The organism is Phaeobacter cretensis, assembly GCF_047372505.1.
GTDB classification, from domain to species: Bacteria; Pseudomonadota; Alphaproteobacteria; order Rhodobacterales; family Rhodobacteraceae; genus Phaeobacter; species Phaeobacter cretensis.
Map to the genome: position 1 here is coordinate 3699707 of NZ_JBKBEU010000001.1, position 18769 is coordinate 3718475.

Consider the following 18769-nt stretch of genomic DNA (forward strand, 5'->3'; position numbering starts at 1 on the left):
CCGCGAGCACGTGAACAAGCAATGGGCCATGACGAGGCACCAAGCGACCCGCGCCTCCACGTGTTCTCGGATCGCAGTAGCTGCGCAGGCGAGCCCAGCACACAGAGTGCCAGGCGAAGATCTCAAATGAACTTCACGCCAGCTCAGGCACCTTGCGTGCAAAGTAGGTGATTCCTTTTGGCCAAGCAGCCACATCCTGTGATTGTTCAAAAATCTGTTAAGTCGGCGTGATCGGTATTTGGTATTTCTATTGGCAACCTCAGGTTGATTTATGTTGATTTTTTATCACTCTTTGATTTGGCACTCCAAGCCCCAAACACGGGCAGATCCTCGTGTTGTGGCCAGACCTGAGCTTTCTTAGGCATCTCGCTGCCGCAGCGGCAAGCTGAGGTTCGAATATACGTTTCAGTGAGTACATTATCGCGAAAAAGGTCGTTCCTCGGTTGTGCGAAATCCACAGAGTACAACGAGAAATCGCTGATCAATTCCTGTTTTCGGCAGGACGCCTCAGCAAAAAGGACACGACATGCTGCCGCTCAATCATATTCATTTTGCACCTGACGAAATCACGCGTGTGCCGCTTGGCGATCTTGGTCCTAGTCATGGTTTGACCAAAGGCGCAGTGAAAATGTACCAGCGCTTTTTTGAACTCGAGAGCGTTGGGCTGCATCGTAATGACCTGGCTGGAATGCTGGGCGCAGCGCTTGATGGGGTGCTTGCAGAGCATGATCAGCTACGTCGGCAAAACGGTACGCTCTATTATTGTCGCACACAAACCCACCACGGCTTTGCAGATCAGGATTGGCTCCGCTGCCTGGCTGATGAGCACGGTCTCAAAGGTTGGGAGGTCAACTCGCTGACAATGACCAGCTGTGCCTCTGCGCTTGCAGCTATGCGCTTCATTCAGGCCAGCGAGGAAGACCGCCCTGTTATCATTCTGACAGGCGAGAAAGCCTTTCACTATAATGTGGCCCGTCTGCCTGTTGGTCTGTTGGGCGAACTACCGACGGCGGCCCTCTTCAATGCTGGCCCGGGTAAATGGAACCTCATGGACACGCGCGTGCACCACATGCCGCGCTACTTCCAGAACCCGGATGCCATGGCAGCAGACGACAGGCGGGCGCTTCAGGACGATTACCTGGAAGGCATGACCGCCTTCATCGAAGACTGCCTGAGCTGCTACGCGGACGTGCTGAAACCAGATTTCCGTTTTGTGCCACACAATCTCAATCTCCCAGTCACACGCGCAGTGCTGCGCCATTTTGGCTGGGAACAGCGATGCTTTCAGGGCGACATTCAAGGTCTCGGTCACGGTTATTGTTCTGACATCTTTGTCAACCTGACCGACCACGAGACTTCACATCCCGAACAGATTTCCCCCGGCACCCAGGTGTTCGTGCTGGCTGCTGGGACAGGCGTCACTTTTGCGACCTGTCTGCTGGAACGAACGGACGTCAACTAACAGAGGTATGGACAATTGACAGCGATGATTTTCAAGGCAATCGAAACTGCCCTTTCCGAGGTCACGGAGCGGCAGGTAAGCGGCCTCACACCAGAGACAGAGCTGGACAAGGCTTTCGATCTGGATTCTTACATGTTTGTCCAGTTTCTCCTGGCGCTTGAGGATCAGATCGAAGGTTTAGAATTCGATCCCGATGCCATTGGTCAGCAAGAGTTCAATCACGCGGCATCATTGGTCAGTCATATCGAAGACCGCATTGGTGTGCGGCAGGTCGAACATGTTTGATCTCGACACGTCAGACAACTTGTCGACCTTGGCAACTTTGGCGCGTCGGACCGCGCCAAAAGATGCTTTGGCAGAACTGGGCCGGATCCTATCCGGCCAACCAGCCTATCCGGCTTACAACGGAATGGCGCTCCATGCATCGGATCTTGGCGCATCAGATAGCGCCGCGATCATTGATTTGAATCATCCGGGCAGAACGCCAAGACTTACCGCATCGCTGGACGAGATCGGCCTGGAAGCCTTCGACCTTCAGCTGTCGCAATGTGATGCAGCCGCAACGCAGAGCAAGGTCGATACGAACCCAGCGTTTGTCGCGCTGCGGCTTGGTTGGCTGTTGAAATGTCTCGATCTCGCTTTTGGACATCTTGAAGGGCGAGAGAGTTTTGGCATCCAGCTTCTGCACCAGCCACTCATCAAGGCGCAAATTTCCGAGATCAGCGCGGCCGCCGATCGTCTCATGGGAGAGATCCAACTGCCCGGCGGGCAGACCGCAGCGATGATGCTTTCTGCGCATCGTGAGACCAGTCTTCTGTTTAGCAAGGCGTCCAAGCTCATGGGCGGGCGCGGGTTACTGGAAGGCCAATGTCACGGGTTGGAATTTCTGGATTCGGTGTTTTTCGCTCTGATCCGGCCAGCATTTCATGCGGTATCTGATGATCTGAAACGGGGCTGATTATGACGTGTACCAGTGATTATCTGTTTGATTTAGATGGGCTTTTCGTTGTGTCTCGAGGGGTCTTTCGAACCCCGTTTCGCAACATGTCGCCCTCCCATATTTCTGCAGGACAAGCCGCGACTGCTGGTGCGTTTGGGCTTGGCCCAAACAGCCGTGTGCCGTTGGTCTACCTGCATCGTGACTACCACGCCGATGAACGTTCGCCCAAGCTGCTCGATATTCTCAATGACTGGCAACATGCGGGGCCAGTTCATGCGCTACGGATCAGTAGCGTAGCGACAGCTAAATCGGCGCGCGGCTTTGTTCAGGCGTTGCTTCAGCTAAGTTCTTCCATCGTTGTGTTGGAAGATGCCGCGCAGACCAGCAGCTCTTGGGACAGCCGTTTTTATGTCCTCACAGCAGATCCCTGCACAGATACCCCTCTGACAGAACAGAACGCCGATGCGGCCGCTCTATCAGCCCGTCTTTCCGATCTTGGCGACCATTCCCCCTCAGCGCGGAGCTAGCACTATGCAACCAGCCACTTTCCCATCTGTCGCGGATGAGGTCCTGCAACCACCGCGTCGTTCGGTCTGGTCGATCCTTTGCGAAATCATTGTCATGGCAATCCCGTTCGCGGCCGGTGCGATTATCGTATCTGGTCTGCATCTGGGAAAAGTGGCGATCCTGGCGCGTGCGCCACAGGCAGAGCCGCTTGAACTGCAATCTATGCTTCAGCCTGCTTTTCTCTTGGTGCTGGCCCTGATGGAAGGTCTTGCGATCTCAAATCAAGTTTTCAGTGCCCGATCAAAGAACAACTGGCCGCGCTCTGCGATTTTTCCCGCATCCTGGAGAATGTCAGCTTATGCCATAATCGGCCTCGGCGTCTTTGCGGCGATTGCCTATGTCGCAGCACTTTATGTTCCGGTCGAAGATCCGCTGTTTCGCCAGACACTTGATTATCTGCCACTCTATATCCTGTCTCTTAGCGCCTTTGTGGTTTTCGACATCTTCTATGCCGCTATGCGCGGGCAGGGAAAACTGGCCCGCAGCCTGTTGCCGTTCCTTGGTCTGGCAGGGATCGACCTGCTGACAACCTATGTGTTGTTGACTGAATACGACATGGGTTTCGAGGCTGTGCTGATTGGCAATATGGTCGGGCCGCTCGTGATGTTGCCGGTCATTGTCCTGCTGCTAAAGCGTGAAGCCGGTCAGACGATCACTCATATCAAGGAGCAGGTCAAAGCCCGCACGACGCAGTTGTTGATGTTTGTTGGGACACCGATTGCGCTGACGATCTTGGTTGGCTCGCTGAGCGCAGCCATTATTTTTCCGGTACTTGCAGACTTTGGCAGCGAATATGCCTCTGCCTTTCTGGTTGTGATGCGGTTTCGGGTCTCCTTCATGATACCGGCTATCGCCATCGGGTCCGTTATCGCGATCTTGGTCAACCAGTTGGCGGAAAACAGCACTCCAGCTGCCCGCGTACAGTATCTGGGAATTGGCGTGCCAGTCATGCTCGGCTTTTACGGGCTCCTGACCGCGCTGTTGCCATTCTGGGGCGATAACATGATCAGGCTCCTTGTCTCCCCAAGCCAGAACAGCAGCGAATTGCGCGCCGCGACGGATCTGGTGATGCAGGGACTGCAACTGACGTTCTTCTTTGTGTCAGGTGCGGCAATGCTGCAGGTGGTCATGGAACAGCTAGGGCGGGCCACTCAGGTCCTCGTTATCGCTATCGTCACCGAAATCATCACCGGCGGAGTTGTGTTCTACGCTCAATACCTTGGTCATGATCTGAATATGGCGATTTGGCTGTTGTGTGTGGTCAGTGGCCTGACGTTCGGCTTGTTCCTGATCCAGTTTATTTTCCTCCTGCGTCAACAGGGGCGTCGCGATGCTGTATGAACTCGCATTGCCCGGACTACTGGCACAGGGCGGCTACCGCTGGCTACGGGCCGCGCGGAAATCAGCGCCACAGGAACCAGTGCTGCGGCTACGAACTGCCCGCGCCCGGCTGCGCCGTCTGGAAATCGATATTCTGGACCGCATGTCGCCTGAGTTGTCGGCAAAACTGCTGCTGCGCCGGTTTCACCGAAATCAGTCTGAAGCTCCAGTTCCGCTTCCGGCTGAGCGCATCAGCAAAGGCCCTTGGCCGGGCCTATTCAAGGGCCTGTTCATCCGGCAGCACAGGCTTCATGTCAGGCAACTCGGCTCAAAGCAGGGACCGCGTATCCTGCTGATCCACGGGTGGAACGCTGACGGGCGCATGATGCTGCCATTGGCACAGGATCTGGCCAGCCGTGGTTTCCATGTTGATGTCCCGGATTTACCCGGTACCGGCAAATCGCGTGGCCCGGTACGGAGTTTTGTGGCGGTAGCAGCGCGGCTGGCAAAGCAGTGTTCATCGGTCACACCATATGACGTAGTGATTGGCCATTCCGCTGGCGGTCTGATTGCGATGATCGCACTTGGGCTGGGACTAAAGACGCAGCGAATGGTGACCATTTCAGCACCGTCGTCTCTCGACCGCCTGATGGATCTCTATCTGCGTTTTACCGGACAACCCGCCAACACCGGAACCGCCGTGATGCGCCGCTACCAGAAGATCTGCGGCAGGTCACTGGCAGAGATCGGGCCGGTCGAATGCCGGGAAACACATCTGCCGTTGCTGGTTATCCACGCACAGAATGACTGGCAGGTGCCCCCATCTGAGGCGCAGAGCATCTGCGCGGCGCGAGAGACGCTGGCGCCCATTTACCTGCGTAATTGCAACCATCGAACAGTGTTGCGCCATCCCGACCTTTTGGGCCTTGTGGAGTGCTTCCTTCATAAGACATCGGACGAAGGAGCAAAAGATGCTGCACATCGTTGATTTTGAACTGGACCACCCTGAGCGTACCGAGTTTTTGGAGGAGATTTCCGAAGACCTGTCGTTGAGCCGGAACCAGCGGCGTATGTTTTCACGTTTCTTTGGTTTTGAAGCGTTCCACTATGACGAGCAAGCGCCTCTTGATCAGATGACGTCCGGTGCGGTCGACCGCCTTCTGGCCCGTAACCCGCGAAGTGCTGCGTCGCTGAGCCATGTAAGCCATTGCCATACCCTACCTGCGATCACGTATTGCGATAATGAAAGCTCATCGATCCTTGCGCCATTTGCGGAACAGGGGCTTGAGGTGTTCAGCGCCACGATGAACCATTGCGCGACCGGGCTGTCGATGCTGTCGTCAATGGATCATCTGCTTGGAGATGCAGACGCAGGTCTTGTTCTGATTGCCGAAAAAGCTTTTCACCCGGATGTGCGGTTGATCGAGAACACCACGATCATGGGCGAGTGCGCCGCCGCTGTCTTGGTGAGCCGAGAAGCGGGCCCTCTGGAGATTGTTGACAGCTACACACAACATGACCCGCGGTTCTGGCAGAATACAGGACATCTGGACGAACCCTACCTTGAGGGGTTCGAGGACATGTATCTCGATTTTGCGTGTAGCACGCTGACCAACGCGCTGAAGCAGTTTGACCTTGGGATGGATGATGTGCGGTTCGTCCTGCCGCACAATGTCAACATGGCGTCCTGGATCATGGTTGCGCAAATCCTTGGGTTTGATCGCCACAAGATCTGCCTCTCGACGATTGCGCATTTCGGACACTGCTTTGGTGCCGATCCTTTCATCAACCTCAGACAGCTCATCAATGAGGACAAGCTGGACGCTAGCGACCGGCTCCTTCTGTTCAGCATCGGCTTAGGTGCTACGGCTACATGCACTTTGGTTCAGGTTAACAAACCTCTTTAAATTCAGAGTACTGGAGAAGAAACATGACAGATCATCAATTGATTGTCCGCGACGCTCTGCAAGGCATTGGCCTCGGGCCAGAGCGCGTTGAGGCCGCACTAAATGGCAGCCCGATCTACGGGGTTTCAGGCCTGTTGAACTCGCTTGAACTGGTGCAGTTCGTGACCGCATTGGGAGAGGTGACCCGGATTGACCCAACCGAATTCCTGTCGGTTGGCGAAAGCGAAATCAACACGGTGGTTTCAGGTATCTCAACTCTGTGCGGGTTCCTCGAAACCCGCATGTGCCTGCCGGAAGGGGTATAAGAATGACTGCTTTATACCCCGATACTGATCTGCGATATATTGATGAGATCGCGGCGACCGCCGGAACGCCGTTTTACCTCTATGATGCAGCGGTATTGCGAGCGCGGCTGGATGCGCTCCGTACCGCTTTGCCGCAGGTTGATTTTTTCTATTCGCTGAAATCCAATCCCAACCTCTCAGTGACGCGGGTATTGCACAGCCATGGCGCTGGCTGCGAGGTTTCCTCGCTGCTGGAACTGGAAACGAGCCTTCAGGCAGGCGCCAGACCCGAGCGTATCCTGATGGTCGGGCCAGGTAAGTCCGAGGCGGAGCTGGCACGGGCCATCGAGTTGGGGATCAAGGCCATTGTGGTGGAATCGGCCCATGAGCTGACCCAGATCAATACCCTCGCAAGCGCGCGTGGCTGCATTCAGAACATCGCCCTCAGAGTCAATCCTGACTTCCACGCAGGTGGCGCCAAGCTGAATATGAGCGGGAGGCCAACGCAATTCGGCATCGACCAGGCCGAACTGTCTGATGTGCTGGCCAAGGCCGAAGTGTGTTCGCATCTGCGGGTGTGTGGTCTGCACGCCTATATGGGCACCCGTATCCTGACCTATGAAACTGTTGTCGCGAATGTGCGCAATATTCTTTCCCTGGCCGCCGAAATTATACCAACGCTGACGGCGCCGTTGGATTTTGTTGATGTGGGCGGTGGCTTTGGTATCCCTTACTACGATGGCGAGATGGAACTGGATCTTGACGCCCTTGGGCAAGAGGTCACGCCACTTGTGCAAGCTTTTGGAACCGTACATCCGCAGACCCGGGTTGTGATTGAACTTGGGCGCTACCTGTCGGGCCCGTCCGGGCAATTTGTAACCCGCGTACAGCAAACTAAGAGCAGCAAGGGCGAGCATTTCGCCATCTGTGATGGTGGCTCAAACGTCCACACCGCCGCAGCTGGCCAGGGCTTTCTGCGCAAAAATTTCCCGATCAGACTCCTGCGTGATGGTCAGGGTGAGATTAAAGATGACGCCGCACACCCATGGACACTGACCGGTCCGCTTTGCACGCCACAGGATGTGATTGGCAAATCCGTCCCGATGGCACGCCCGGAGGTAGGCGACCTGATTTCAATCGGACAGTCCGGGGCCTATGGGCCAACGGCCTCACCTGTGGGCTTCCTTGGTTTTGGCGCACCGGCAGAAGTCATGATCGATGGCACAGCGCTGACACTTGTGCGCTCCCGCGATACGGTTGACGCACGTCTTGCACTACAGCAGCCATGTGACTTGCGCTCGACGGTCAGTGCCACGCTAAATCCCAATCCAGCCGTGCTGGCTGATCTCTATTCCTCAGCGCCTGGAAACGGCTTGGAGGGAACGCCATTTACAGATCCCTGTCTTGAGCGGCTAGCAGACCTGCAGTCGCTGTTCCGGGAAACCGGTGCCAGCCTTGATCGCGACCCCGAGAGCTGGACTGCATTGTGGAAGAACCCAACAGTCCGCGCGCTGACCACTATAGGCGTGCCAGAGAAATTCAACGGCTTTCCTCTGCGTGACAGCGGCCTCGGTATCTCAGATTGCCCCTACGGGCTGCACGTCGCCATGGTCGAACGTCTGGCGCGGTTTGATGCCAACTGCATCCTCTCGCTGCCGGGGCCGTCATTGTCCGGCGGCGCAGTGCTTGCAACGGGCACTGATGCTCAGATTGCGCGGTTCTTTGAAGGCTACCGGTTTGGCCCGCAGGGAACATTCTTTGCAGTTACGGAACCAAATGCCGGGTCCGATGCATCCAATGGGCGCAGTACCTTGGGCACAAAGAACGGCAAGCTGGTCCTGAACGGTGTCAAAACACTGGTTGGCGGCATAGCACGCGCCGACATAGGCTTGTTCTTTGCTCATATTGAAGAGACCGGGCGCATGGGCCTGGTGATGATCGCACCTTCTGATGCGCCGGACTGCGTAAAGATCGAACGGCTTGGCACCAATGGGCTACGCGGCGCTGATCTTTGCCAGATGACCCTGACCGATTTTCCTGTGACGACGGATATGATCCTCGGCGCTGGCGGGCGATCGTTGCGTGATGGTTTTATGGCCATCAACGGTGTCTTTGAGCGCAACCGCCCAATGGTGGCCGCGATGGCGCTTGGATCGGGCCGGGGTCTCATTGAGCTAATGCTGGAAGATCCGGCGCGACTGCCGTCCTATCAGGACCTGCTGGCCAGACATACGGCGCTATTGGTGCAGCTGGTCAAGGTGATCCAGGCGCAAGAGAGCCGTCGCCCCAAGGTTCAAGACATCAGCAAGATCAAGATGCAGGCCGTCAGCTTTGTCGATCAGGTGGTCCGCCGGATCACGGATCAGGATCCGATGCGCTTTTTGCAGGATGCCGAACTGCGTCGGCGGTGCCGCGATGTCAAAGCCTTTGAGTACATGGAGGGCACCAGCAATATCCACCTTTTGAATGCCTACCGGGCTTATACTGCGGGGGTAGATCAATGAGTTTGCGCATTGTGCCGGGTAGCCTGATCTGCCGAGAATTCGGTGGCTTGGAGGCCGCAGACCCCAACTGGCTCAAGGAAGTGGACTATTGGGAGGACTACAATAGCCGGTTCTTCCGCGCCAATGGCAAAACCTACAAGCCTGATGACAGTAATGTTCAGACTTGGTTGACCGCTGAAGACCGCGCACCCTATGCGGCCATGACGCGGGAGCTGTTGGATGATCTGTCAGCACGCATGGATCTGTCAGACATTGATCTGGTGCTGATGGCTCATTGGTTGCCGGATATCCATCTGGGCACATCCGTGACGAACTTCGCTCTGCATCATCTTGGCGTGAAAGATGGGTTCGGCTTTGCGATCTCAGATCGGGGGCGTACGGCGCCGCTTTTTGCGATGCATTGTGCATCCCGCTATCTCAAGGCGGGACGTCGCAAGGCACTGCTGCTCTCGATGGATCAAAAACATCTGCTCTATCGCTCGCCTGTTGTTGAATCCTTGCAGCCGATCAATAGCGCTGCCGCCATGGTCCTGGAACGCGATGTGCGCAGCGGGATGCGCTATGCAGGGTATCGCCGCCTGGCGCTGACAAAGCAGGACGATCTGGAGGCAGCCGTTGCAGAACTCTGCTCAGAGATGGGCCATGCGCCGGAAACTGTCTGCCTGATAGCGCCGCCGGATCTGTTGAACAGGGCAGGGCATGCAGGGCAGGTGATTGCTCAGTCCACGCGGTTGCTGTGTTCGGCACCATTTGCAGCGTTACAAGACGCACAATCCCAAGGGGCGAACGGCGCTTATCTGGTGCTGAGCCAAGAGCGCAACGCGGTGTCAGCCGTCATGGTAGTCGCAGATAACGTGAGACTGGCAGCATGAGACTGACCGCGCTCGCAACCTATATCCCCGAAGGGCGCATCGACGCGGAGGAAATTATCCGTGACGCCGGCGGCTCTCAGTCGGAGGCGCGCGTGTTCGAGCGTTTGTTTGGTCTGGCTCAAGTCTCGGCGTGTTCGACCAAGGAGACACGTTACGACCAATTCGCACGCATACTTGAGGATTTGCAGGCGCAGGGTGGCGATGCGGCACTACCAGATACGCTTATCCATGTCCGCGGCTTACCAATGCGTGATGGCCCTTCTGGTGCTGTCCTGCCGCGACTGCGTCAGGAATTTGGTTTCCTTGCAAAGGTTCAGCAGAAATTCGATCTCGACCAAACCAATTGCGCCGGGCTGATCTGGGCACTTGAACTGGCCCGTACGCTTCTGAAAGCAGGTCGCGCACGCGTGGTAGCTGTGGTTGCAGGCGACGGGCATGAGAGATTGGCTTTGGCTGATCGCTATGTACCCGGCAGCACATTGATGGGGGACGCCTTCTGTGGGTTGCTGCTGACAGAAGAACCCGGCGCGCCCTCGGGTCAAGGGCTACAGATCGGTGACATCTCGCTGACTTGCCATCCAAGGTTTTCCTTTGGCTACAAGGGGACGACGGCGCAGATGGGGTCGTTTTACGCTGCCCATGGGCAGATCGTCAGCAAGACGCTGCGGGATCTTGGGTTTCGTTTGAATAGCCGTTCCTCTCTTCTCCCTCACAATGTCAATCGGATGGCCTGGGCCAGTTTTTGTGCCGAAACAGGTGTGTCCTCAGATCGTATCAGTCTCGGGCTGCTGCCGGATGTCGGACATTGCTACACGGTCGATCCCTTTTTGCTGCTGAAGCAGGAACTGGATGACCCGAATTCACGTTTCAACAGTGCGCGAGAAAACGCCGCAACACTGCTCTCTGTTGGCATGGGTGGCTATGCCGCCGGATGCCAGGTGAGTGCGCCCCGCGCGGCGACGTCTTCCACCAATTCCATTTCCTTCAAAAGGAGCGGCAACCATGCTCTCTCAGCATAATCTCCTGACAGATTTCCTTGAACAGGCAGTGTCCAATCATCCGCAATCGACAGCTGTCGAAGACAGCACAATTCGGCTTACATTCGCGGAAATGCACGACCGCGCCCAGCGCATTGCGCACCTGCTGAAACAGCAGGGCGTGGCACGCGGTGATCACGTGGTGCTTTGTATGAGCAACTCTGTCGGGTTCTGTGCCGCATTTTGGGGCACACTATACGCAGGTGCGGTAGCGGTTCCGCTCAACACTGATACAAAGGCGGCAAAGCTTGCCTTTGTACTTGCAGATTGTGCGGCAACTGCAGTGATCCACGATGCGGACCAGTCGTCAAAGATCACGCAATCCTTACAAGACGCTGGCTCTGAAGCTGCGACGATCAGTTTTGGCGCTGAGACGACATTCACTACCGCGCTAAATGGGGTCGGCGACATCGACCAACGCGCACCTGCAGTGGTGTTGGATCAGGACCTGGCTGCCATTATCTACACATCCGGATCCACCGGAAACCCAAAGGGCGTGATGCTCTCGCATCTCAATATGACGAGCGCCGCCCGGTCGGTCGCGGAGTATCTTGGGTATCAGGCCTCTGATCGTATCTTCTGCGCCATTCCGATGACCTTTGACTATGGGTTGCACCAATTGACCATGGCGACGCTCACCGGGGCTTGCCTGCTGGTGGAGCCGTCTTTTGCGCGACCGCTGTTTGCTCTGCAACGGCTCTCCAAAAGCGGCGCAACAGTGTTTCCCGTCGTGCCCACTATGGTACCGCTCATTGCGCCTTTGGCCGCGCGCTATGATTTTTCTGCGGTTCGCAGCATCTCAAGCACAGCAGCAGCGCTTCATGCGCCGTTCATTGACCAGCTTGAGACGATATTTCCGAATGCAACGGTGTTTTCCATGTACGGCCTCACCGAATGCCACCGGTGCACCTACCTTGACCCTGCCGAATTGACACGGCGCAGAACCAGTGTGGGCAAAGCCATACCGAACACCGAACTCTGGGTGGTGGATGCCGAGGGCAATACCCATCGGCGCAACGCAACCGGGGAACTGGTCATTCGCGGATCGACTGTTATGAAGGGCTATCTGAACAACCCGGAAAAGACCGCTGACAAGCTTCGCCCTGGGCCAATGCCGGGTGAACAGGTGCTCTATACCGGCGATACCTGTCGTCTAGACGAAGACGGGTTTGTTTATTTCATCAGCCGCTCGGACGACATTCTGAAGGTCGCTGGCGAGAAGGTCGCACCAAGCGAGGTCGAAACCGCTCTCATTGCACATCCGGACGTCGAAGAGGTCTGTGCGCTCGGCGTCGAGCACCCGGTCTATGGTCAGCAATGTTGCGCGGTTGTGAGCGGCCCGGATGCGGCCTCGCCAGACACTGCACGCGCGCTGAAGGCGTGGTGCGCCGACCGATTGGAGGCCCATGTCGTTCCTGCCCGCATTTTGGTTGTCGATGCATTGGCGCGCAACGGCAATGGCAAGATCGACCGCCATCTGTTGCGTGAGTGGTTGGACGAGGGAACACCGCCCGCAAAACACTCCGCATCTACCAGTCGCCCACACGCAGAGCCAGTCCTGAGCTGACCCCATTCTGGTCCTGATCCAGACCTGTCCTGACCCTTTACCGAGGTAAAAACATGCAAAATATCGAACAGATCATCACCGATGCGCTTATCGAACTTCTGGATATGCCCGACAACAGTCAGATTTCGGTCAAAAGCCGCCTACAAGAGGACCTTGGGGTCGACAGTGGCCTGTTGCTGGAATTGTTCATGGCAGTTGAGGAGAGCCTGCCGCAGGCGGTTCTGGATCCTGCGGTCATGAAGCCTGATGATATCACAACGGTTGGCAGCTTCGTCGAAATGGTGCGTGACAGCATGGTCGAAGAGGAACCGGCATGACCCGCTCTGCTGTCGATCCATCAGGCAGCAGGGATGCTCATGGGCGGCTAAGCCAGATCTTTGCCGCCTTCGAGGGGGACACTCAACCGGCCTATTGCACGGCCGACGCAGAGTTGAGCTTTGCTGCGCTCTATGATCATGCCCGCGCTCTCAGCAGGGTGTTGCAGGATCAGACCGGAGACAGCAGCGGGCAGCCGGTCCTGATCCATGGACACAAGGATATTCGCTACCCTGTCGCCTATTGGGCCTGTCTTTTGGCCGGGCGAACCTTGATCCCGGTTGAGCCGGAAACCCCCATAGCACGCATCCGCCAGATCGCCGAAACCTGTGGCGCCACAACATTGTTAAGTGCGGCACCCGAAAGCCCAGACATTGCGACACATCTGGCCGACTCTGCTATCGTGATTGTTTCCGTACCCGACCCACTGACCCCATGTTCGCCGACAGCGTCATGGGGCGCAGACAGGGATGTCGCTGCAGATCAAGATCTTGCCTATCTGATGTTCTCCTCTGGCACCTTGGGGCAACCCAAAGGCATTGGCGTCACTTACGCCAATCTCGTGGACTTCATCAGCTGGCTAGATGTGCTGTATCCAGAAGACACAGAGATAACTGCCGTCTCCGGTGTGATCCGCCATTGCTTTGATGTGTCACTGTTCGAGCTGTGGATGTCTTGGACTCGCCGGACCCCGCTGGTGGTACTTGATCACGCCGATTTCGCCAATTCGACGGCGTATATCAATCGCCTTGCCGAGCAGGGTACGAGCCTTTGGGTCTCTACGCCCTCTATCACGCGGCTGTTTCTGAAAAACCGCCGGTTCGCCGCTGACCAGTTGCCAAACCTGCGAAACTTCGTGTTCTGCGGAGAGGTTCTGACAAAGAAGATTGTCACGGCCCTGTTCGAGCGGTTCCCGGGCTGCCGGATCACCAATACCTATGGCCCGACGGAATGCACCGTGGCCGTCACATCCGTGGACATCACAGAGCAGCATGTGCAATCAGACCGGGATCTGCCTATCGGAGCAGAGCGTTCGGGAACCCGATTGGAATGCGCACCTTTGGCGGACGACCTTCCCGGAGGCGAATTGCTCATCCGGGGAGCAAGCGTCGGTGCAGGCTATGTCGGGCTACCTGAAAAGACACGCGCGGCATTTCCTGAAACTGGGCTGTATCGCACCGGCGATCGCGGGCAACTGGCCGAGGACGGGCTTTGGTACTTCGCAGGACGTATCGACCGCGAAGTCAAGATCCAAGGCTACCGCATCAATCTCAATGACGTCGAGGCCCATCTCCGCAATCTGCCAGGGGTCGAGGACGTCGTGGTCGAACCTCAGATTTTGCGCGGGGTGCCCAACGCCCTGTCGGCATACGTGCTGGGGGTGCGTGCGCTCGCGGATCTACAGCACCTGGCGGCAACTCTCGCGGCGGAACTGCCGCCCTATCTGGTGCCGCGATACTGGTATGCGGATTTCCCCGCAGGCCTGAACCAGAATTCCAAATTTGATCGCTCAAGCTTGGCGACTGCATCGGTGGATGCCCGTCTGCGACACATCCACATGCCAACCAGTTCTGCCAGAACCGCACAGGAGGAAACAGTATGACCCGCAAGGAGATCCCGATCTTCGACGCCAACTCGACCATGTTTCAGAATATTGGTTTGTTGAAAGTGGCAGAAACCGCAACCCGGCAGCATGGCGACATCGTGGCCATCCGGGTCAGCGACACCCGCGATCTGTATATTGCCGGTAGTCCTGAGTGTTTCCAATACTGGCGCGGCCATCAGGGGCATTTTCAGACCGACCTTGGTGACATTGCCAGCAATCAGGCCATCACCCGCATGTTGTTGGGAGATCAGCTTCAGGATCCCCGCTGGAGCGATGTCTGGGTACTTACGGCAAACCGTATGTCCGCAATTTCGAAGGACTTCGATAGCTGGCTTGAAACGGCTTTGGCGGACGCAACCCGCACCTTGATCAATGAATTGCCGCTAGATGATACAGCGGCTGATCTGCGCGACATCTGCCGTGACTGGTCAATTCGTGCTGTATGCCCGGCGATCTTCGGTTCCGATCTGGATGTTGCAGAGATTGCTCAGGGCGTTGCGGATGTTGAAGGCTTCTATTTTGCCATGAGCACTAAGGATGCTTCCGAGACTGCCGATCACGAAAACCTGCCCGAGTTTCAGGCCGCACGCAGCTTTCTGGACAAGGCCATCACAGCTGCGCTGAAAAACAGCGGGCCAAACGACCGAAACTTGATTGCACAGATTGCAACGATCATCCCCGACGATGTGTCCGACGCAGACCGGCTTAATCTTCTGCGGCCCACCGTTGGCCATGTGATCACCGAAAAGCTGAACATTGGCGGCCTTAGCCTGTTGTGGACCCTGGTGCAGTTGGCTCAGGATCCGCAGTTGGCGGCAGATATCAGCGCCGAATGTGAAGGGAAGGACCCGCTAGCGATGCGGGATACGGACAGCCCTCTGGCGCTCTCCACCGTCAAGGAAGGACTGCGGTTGTTCCCGGAGTTGCCGTTCATCTACCGGATAACCAGTGAAGACGTCCCGATTGGCGACTATGTGATCCCCTCGGGCGCGACGGTTGTCTTTGCACCATGGCTGGTGCAGCGCGACCCCCGGTTCTGGACAGATCCAAAACGCTTTCAGGGGGATCGCTTCCTCGATGAAGCGCAACACCGCGCCCATTACTTTCCTTTTGGGGTTGGTGCCCGCATTCGCTCACGCGCCAACTTCATGCTGCATCAATTGGCCTTGGCATCACGCGCCATCTGCGCAGCACGGACTGTGGCCCTGTCGCCCGATTGCCCACGCGGAAACATCCGCCCATTGCTGCGCTCGGCACTTATTCCGCGTGGTGCGGTTCCGGCGGTCTTTAGCTCGCGTGCCCAATCACAGGCCGCCGTAGATGAAAGGGCGCTCGCTGACGCCTCGCAATGATGCGTTTTCGCCATGGAACAATCACGAAAAGGAAGACCGCAGATGTTTGAGACATTTATAGCAGACCTCCGCGAAACTCTGCTGACCCAGCCGGACTGCCCCGCATTGATTACCTCCGAAGAAGTCATCAGTTTTGGTCAGCTGGCTGGCCGGGTGGAAGGCGCACTGCATGCGCTGGGCGAGATGCCGGGTGGGCTCAGCCTGATTGTCGGCCACAAAGAGCCGGATTGCATCGCTGCGATGATTGCCTGCGCAATTGCGGGGCGTGCCTTTGCCTTTGCCGATCGTTCCACGCCAATGGACCGCCTGGAACAGATCGCCGCAACGGCAGGTGCCAGCCACATCCTGGCCTTTGGGCAGGAAACCCTACCTCAAGGCTTGCCTGTTCTTACTCTGAAAGATTTGCCAACACGCTTACCTGAGTTGAAAATGGCGTGGCCCTTGTCCGATCAGTGCACTTTCTATGTGATTTTCACCTCTGGCAGTACCGGCACCCCCAAAGGCGTGCCGATTTCCCGTGGCAACTATATGGCCCTGCATCGCTGGTATGCGCCGTTGCTGGGCGAGGTCAGGCCCGAAGGATCGCATGTGAACCACGCCAGCATGGCCTTCGATATGGGGATGTTTGACCTATGGCCGACGCTGTCATTGGGTCGCCCTGTGCATTTGCTGAACCACGCAAACAACATCATGCCCCGGAACAACATCCGCCATCTGACCCGCGGTGATGCGACCTCACCAGTGTCTTGGGCGTCGACACCCTCCCTGTTGCAACTGATGTGCACTGACCCTCAGTTCACCGCTGAAAACCTGCCTGACCTTCGGTTTTTCGTGGTCGGCGGAGAGATGTTGCCCGGACCTTTGGTTCAGGAATTGCAAAAACGTTTCCCTGAGGCGCAGGTGCTAAATGGCTATGGTCCGTCCGAGGCCACCTGTGCAACCCATCTCTATGCGATCAACCACGCTGAATCCAACGCTGATGGCCCGATGAAAATAGGACCGACAGTTGGCGAAAACCGGATGCAGATTGTTAGTCCTGATGGGGAAGACGTCGACGCCGGACAGGAGGGGGAGCTGGTTCTCTCTGGCCCTCAAGTCATCAGTCATTACCTGCCGTTAGATCATCCTGCTAATGCGGCGCTCAGCCAGCGCAATGGCGTAAATACCTACCGCACCGGTGATCTGGCCCGTCTTGATGCAGATGGAAATCTGGTCTTACTGGGCAGGATCGACCGGCAGGTCAAGCTGTTGGGGAACCGGATTGAATTGAACGAAATCGAGCGCATCGCCGAAGGTCACGCGCCTGTGCGCAAAGCGGTTTGCCTGCCGCAAAAGGACGGAGCAGGGCGTGTTACGGGGTTGCAGCTCTTTGTTGAGCCTGCTTCTGGGATGACCTGCGGACGTGATGAGCTGCTTGCCCATATGGGCAAACATCTTGCGGCGCAGGTGTTGCCACGCGAGCTGCGGATCGTTTCGCGCTTTCCGGTGACGAGCAATGGCAAACTGGACACACGCAGCCTGGTTGAAGGTGGCATTGATCTGCCGATGACGTCCACGCCCGATGCCATACCAAAACAACCCGATGCCGAACCTGCGCTAGCTTTGACCACGGAGGCGGGTAAATGAGTGTATCCCCCGCAAATCATAGCCCTCGTTGGCCGGACCAGACTGCTGCGGTGATTGGCTCAGGTTTTGCGGGCATGGTGGCTGCTGCCGTTCTGGCGCGCGTTTTTGGTACCGTGTGGCTCATCGACCGTGAAGGTCACCCGGACCTGCCGGCCTTACGAAAAACAATCCCACAAGCGGCACATGTCCATGCTTTGCTGCAATCGGGTCAGAACGTACTGGAAAACCTGTTCCCCGGCTTTGAACGTCGGGCCATTGCGCAGGGAAGCCTTCCCTTGAAGGTCCGCTCCGGTTGGCGCAGCTACAGCGCCGGGCGTTGGTTGCCACCGGTCGAAACCGGCGTTCAAGTCCTGTCACAGACGCGTCCGGCGCTTGATCACCTGATCCGCCAGCAGGTCGTAAGCATATCCGTCATTCGCCCTCTCTTGGGCCGTGTGACGGGGCTGCTGGCAGATGATGCAGGGGCAATTACCGGTCTCCGTTTGTTGCAAGACGGTGCCGAGCAGGAGCTTGCAGCCGATCTCGTGGTCGATGCCGCTGGCCGGGCCGAGCAAGGGGCAGGGTGGCTTGCAGCACTCGGGTATGTCGCACCGCCGGTCGAGATCGGCTACCCCGAGGTGCGCTATGTCTCCGGTCTGTTTTCCCGCAGGGTTGAGACAGGCGACGATCTCGCTGGCTGGCTCAATTTCGCGACGGCCCCCATGACCCGTGGTGCAGTTCTGGCCCCGGTTGAAAACGGGCGTTGGATGGCAACAGCAACTTGCCGCTTTGACACGCAAGCGCCTGCAACCCTGGCGGAGTTTCTATCGTTTTTGGATGAGCTGCCGGACGACAAGATCAGTGGTCTGCTTGCAGAGGAAACACTGACCAGTGAGTTGAAGAGCTACCGCATCGCCTCAGTACGGTTCAATCGCTTTGATCAGGCTAAACAGCCGCTGCCGCAGGGATACCTGCCTATCGGTGATCGCATAGCCACCTTTAACCCGCTTTATGGCCAAGGCATGTCTGTTGCCGCGTTGCAGTGTCAGGCGCTCGCGGACGCGTTGATGCAGGTCACGACCAATTGCGCGTCGAACGATTGGCGTGCAGCCTTAGCGCCAGCTTATCTGCCTCGTGCCGCAGCGCCTGCAGAGGCCGCATGGCTGATCGGTCAGGCCAACGATATGGAATACCCGGCCTATCGGGGCCAACCTTCGGCAGCGGCAATCGCCCTCAACAAGGATCTGCGCCGGGCCTTTGCGACCTCTATCGGCCGCGCCGACAGGATGCGCTGCATTGACCGCGTATTGCACCTGCTGGAACCCCTCTCGCATTTGACGACCCGCGACAGCCGCCCTGTTGGCCCAGGCCTGCACCAACCGAATGAGAAGACGACGCATACCCGACAGATCACCCCCGCTTTGAATTGAT

17 protein-coding genes are annotated in these 18769 nt (G+C 57.2%); all 17 read left to right on the forward strand.

Annotated features, from left to right (window positions below):
• Positions 1 to 526: 526 nt before the first annotated feature.
• From ACEWZM_RS17545 to ACEWZM_RS17625, 17 genes are read left to right on the forward strand one after another with little or no spacing between them, the layout of a single operon-like run.
• Positions 527 to 1462, forward strand: a complete 936-nt coding sequence (locus tag ACEWZM_RS17545) for a 3-oxoacyl-[acyl-carrier-protein] synthase III C-terminal domain-containing protein (protein WP_414007666.1) — start codon at positions 527 to 529, stop codon at positions 1460 to 1462.
• A gap of 24 nt (positions 1463 to 1486) precedes the next feature.
• Positions 1487 to 1747, forward strand: a complete 261-nt coding sequence (locus ACEWZM_RS17550) for a phosphopantetheine-binding protein (protein WP_414007667.1) — start codon at positions 1487 to 1489, stop codon at positions 1745 to 1747.
• Positions 1740 to 2420 carry a hypothetical protein gene (locus ACEWZM_RS17555; RefSeq protein WP_414007668.1) on the forward strand — a complete coding sequence of 227 codons (681 nt, stop codon included), beginning with the start codon at positions 1740 to 1742 and terminating at the stop codon, positions 2418 to 2420. The genes ACEWZM_RS17550 and ACEWZM_RS17555 overlap by 8 nt, the downstream gene beginning before the upstream one ends.
• A 2-nt stretch (positions 2421 to 2422) precedes the next feature.
• Complete coding sequence (locus ACEWZM_RS17560; protein ID WP_414007669.1) at positions 2423 to 2929, forward strand: hypothetical protein; 507 nt, start codon at positions 2423 to 2425, stop codon at positions 2927 to 2929.
• A gap of 4 nt (positions 2930 to 2933) precedes the next feature.
• The gene (locus ACEWZM_RS17565; protein WP_414007670.1) at positions 2934 to 4310 is read left to right on the forward strand and encodes an MATE family efflux transporter; all 1377 of its coding nucleotides are present in this window, start codon (positions 2934 to 2936) and stop codon (positions 4308 to 4310) included.
• Complete coding sequence (locus ACEWZM_RS17570) at positions 4300 to 5277, forward strand: alpha/beta fold hydrolase (RefSeq protein WP_414007671.1); 978 nt, start codon at positions 4300 to 4302, stop codon at positions 5275 to 5277. The genes ACEWZM_RS17565 and ACEWZM_RS17570 overlap by 11 nt, the downstream gene beginning before the upstream one ends.
• Complete coding sequence (locus tag ACEWZM_RS17575) at positions 5261 to 6196, forward strand: 3-oxoacyl-[acyl-carrier-protein] synthase III C-terminal domain-containing protein (RefSeq protein ID WP_414007672.1); 936 nt, start codon at positions 5261 to 5263, stop codon at positions 6194 to 6196. Before ACEWZM_RS17570 ends, ACEWZM_RS17575 begins: the two co-directional genes overlap by 17 nt.
• Positions 6197 to 6219: 23 nt before the next feature.
• Positions 6220 to 6501 (forward strand): hypothetical protein, encoded by a 282-nt coding sequence (locus ACEWZM_RS17580; RefSeq protein WP_414007673.1) that lies wholly within the window; start codon positions 6220 to 6222, stop codon positions 6499 to 6501.
• A 2-nt stretch (positions 6502 to 6503) separates the two neighbouring features.
• Positions 6504 to 8984 (forward strand): acyl-CoA dehydrogenase family protein, encoded by a 2481-nt coding sequence (locus tag ACEWZM_RS17585; protein ID WP_414007674.1) that lies wholly within the window; start codon positions 6504 to 6506, stop codon positions 8982 to 8984.
• Complete coding sequence (locus ACEWZM_RS17590; RefSeq protein WP_414007675.1) at positions 8981 to 9856, forward strand: hypothetical protein; 876 nt, start codon at positions 8981 to 8983, stop codon at positions 9854 to 9856. Before ACEWZM_RS17585 ends, ACEWZM_RS17590 begins: the two co-directional genes overlap by 4 nt.
• Positions 9853 to 10875, forward strand: a complete 1023-nt coding sequence (locus tag ACEWZM_RS17595) for a beta-ketoacyl-[acyl-carrier-protein] synthase family protein (RefSeq protein ID WP_414007676.1) — start codon at positions 9853 to 9855, stop codon at positions 10873 to 10875. Before ACEWZM_RS17590 ends, ACEWZM_RS17595 begins: the two co-directional genes overlap by 4 nt.
• Positions 10859 to 12460: a class I adenylate-forming enzyme family protein gene (locus ACEWZM_RS17600; RefSeq protein WP_414007677.1), complete on the forward strand. Its 1602-nt coding sequence runs from the start codon at positions 10859 to 10861 to the stop codon at positions 12458 to 12460. The genes ACEWZM_RS17595 and ACEWZM_RS17600 overlap by 17 nt, the downstream gene beginning before the upstream one ends.
• A gap of 53 nt (positions 12461 to 12513) precedes the next feature.
• Complete coding sequence (locus tag ACEWZM_RS17605; protein ID WP_414007678.1) at positions 12514 to 12777, forward strand: acyl carrier protein; 264 nt, start codon at positions 12514 to 12516, stop codon at positions 12775 to 12777.
• On the forward strand, positions 12774 to 14378 hold the full coding sequence (locus ACEWZM_RS17610; protein WP_414007679.1) for an AMP-binding protein: 1605 nt from the start codon (positions 12774 to 12776) through the stop codon (positions 14376 to 14378). Before ACEWZM_RS17605 ends, ACEWZM_RS17610 begins: the two co-directional genes overlap by 4 nt.
• Positions 14375 to 15733, forward strand: coding sequence for a cytochrome P450 (locus tag ACEWZM_RS17615; protein ID WP_414007680.1), 1359 nt, complete (start codon positions 14375 to 14377; stop codon positions 15731 to 15733). Before ACEWZM_RS17610 ends, ACEWZM_RS17615 begins: the two co-directional genes overlap by 4 nt.
• A gap of 42 nt (positions 15734 to 15775) precedes the next feature.
• Positions 15776 to 17359, forward strand: coding sequence for an AMP-binding protein (locus ACEWZM_RS17620; RefSeq protein WP_414007681.1), 1584 nt, complete (start codon positions 15776 to 15778; stop codon positions 17357 to 17359).
• Positions 17356 to 18768: an FAD-dependent monooxygenase family protein gene (locus ACEWZM_RS17625; protein WP_414007682.1), complete on the forward strand. Its 1413-nt coding sequence runs from the start codon at positions 17356 to 17358 to the stop codon at positions 18766 to 18768. The genes ACEWZM_RS17620 and ACEWZM_RS17625 overlap by 4 nt, the downstream gene beginning before the upstream one ends.
• Position 18769: the final 1 nt, after the last annotated feature.

Coding starts and splice junctions, on each gene's coding strand:
- ACEWZM_RS17575 (WP_414007672.1), top strand. CDS start 5,261: ATGCTGCACATCGTTGATTTTGAACTGGACCACCCTGAGCGTACCGAG.
- ACEWZM_RS17595 (WP_414007676.1), top strand. CDS start 9,853: ATGAGACTGACCGCGCTCGCAACCTATATCCCCGAAGGGCGCATCGAC.
- ACEWZM_RS17545 (WP_414007666.1), top strand. CDS start 527: ATGCTGCCGCTCAATCATATTCATTTTGCACCTGACGAAATCACGCGT.
- ACEWZM_RS17580 (WP_414007673.1), top strand. CDS start 6,220: ATGACAGATCATCAATTGATTGTCCGCGACGCTCTGCAAGGCATTGGC.
- ACEWZM_RS17625 (WP_414007682.1), top strand. CDS start 17,356: ATGAGTGTATCCCCCGCAAATCATAGCCCTCGTTGGCCGGACCAGACT.
- ACEWZM_RS17560 (WP_414007669.1), top strand. CDS start 2,423: ATGACGTGTACCAGTGATTATCTGTTTGATTTAGATGGGCTTTTCGTT.
- ACEWZM_RS17610 (WP_414007679.1), top strand. CDS start 12,774: ATGACCCGCTCTGCTGTCGATCCATCAGGCAGCAGGGATGCTCATGGG.
- ACEWZM_RS17585 (WP_414007674.1), top strand. CDS start 6,504: ATGACTGCTTTATACCCCGATACTGATCTGCGATATATTGATGAGATC.
- ACEWZM_RS17620 (WP_414007681.1), top strand. CDS start 15,776: ATGTTTGAGACATTTATAGCAGACCTCCGCGAAACTCTGCTGACCCAG.
- ACEWZM_RS17565 (WP_414007670.1), top strand. CDS start 2,934: ATGCAACCAGCCACTTTCCCATCTGTCGCGGATGAGGTCCTGCAACCA.
- ACEWZM_RS17605 (WP_414007678.1), top strand. CDS start 12,514: ATGCAAAATATCGAACAGATCATCACCGATGCGCTTATCGAACTTCTG.
- ACEWZM_RS17555 (WP_414007668.1), top strand. CDS start 1,740: ATGTTTGATCTCGACACGTCAGACAACTTGTCGACCTTGGCAACTTTG.
- ACEWZM_RS17615 (WP_414007680.1), top strand. CDS start 14,375: ATGACCCGCAAGGAGATCCCGATCTTCGACGCCAACTCGACCATGTTT.
- ACEWZM_RS17600 (WP_414007677.1), top strand. CDS start 10,859: ATGCTCTCTCAGCATAATCTCCTGACAGATTTCCTTGAACAGGCAGTG.
- ACEWZM_RS17550 (WP_414007667.1), top strand. CDS start 1,487: ATGATTTTCAAGGCAATCGAAACTGCCCTTTCCGAGGTCACGGAGCGG.
- ACEWZM_RS17570 (WP_414007671.1), top strand. CDS start 4,300: ATGCTGTATGAACTCGCATTGCCCGGACTACTGGCACAGGGCGGCTAC.
- ACEWZM_RS17590 (WP_414007675.1), top strand. CDS start 8,981: ATGAGTTTGCGCATTGTGCCGGGTAGCCTGATCTGCCGAGAATTCGGT.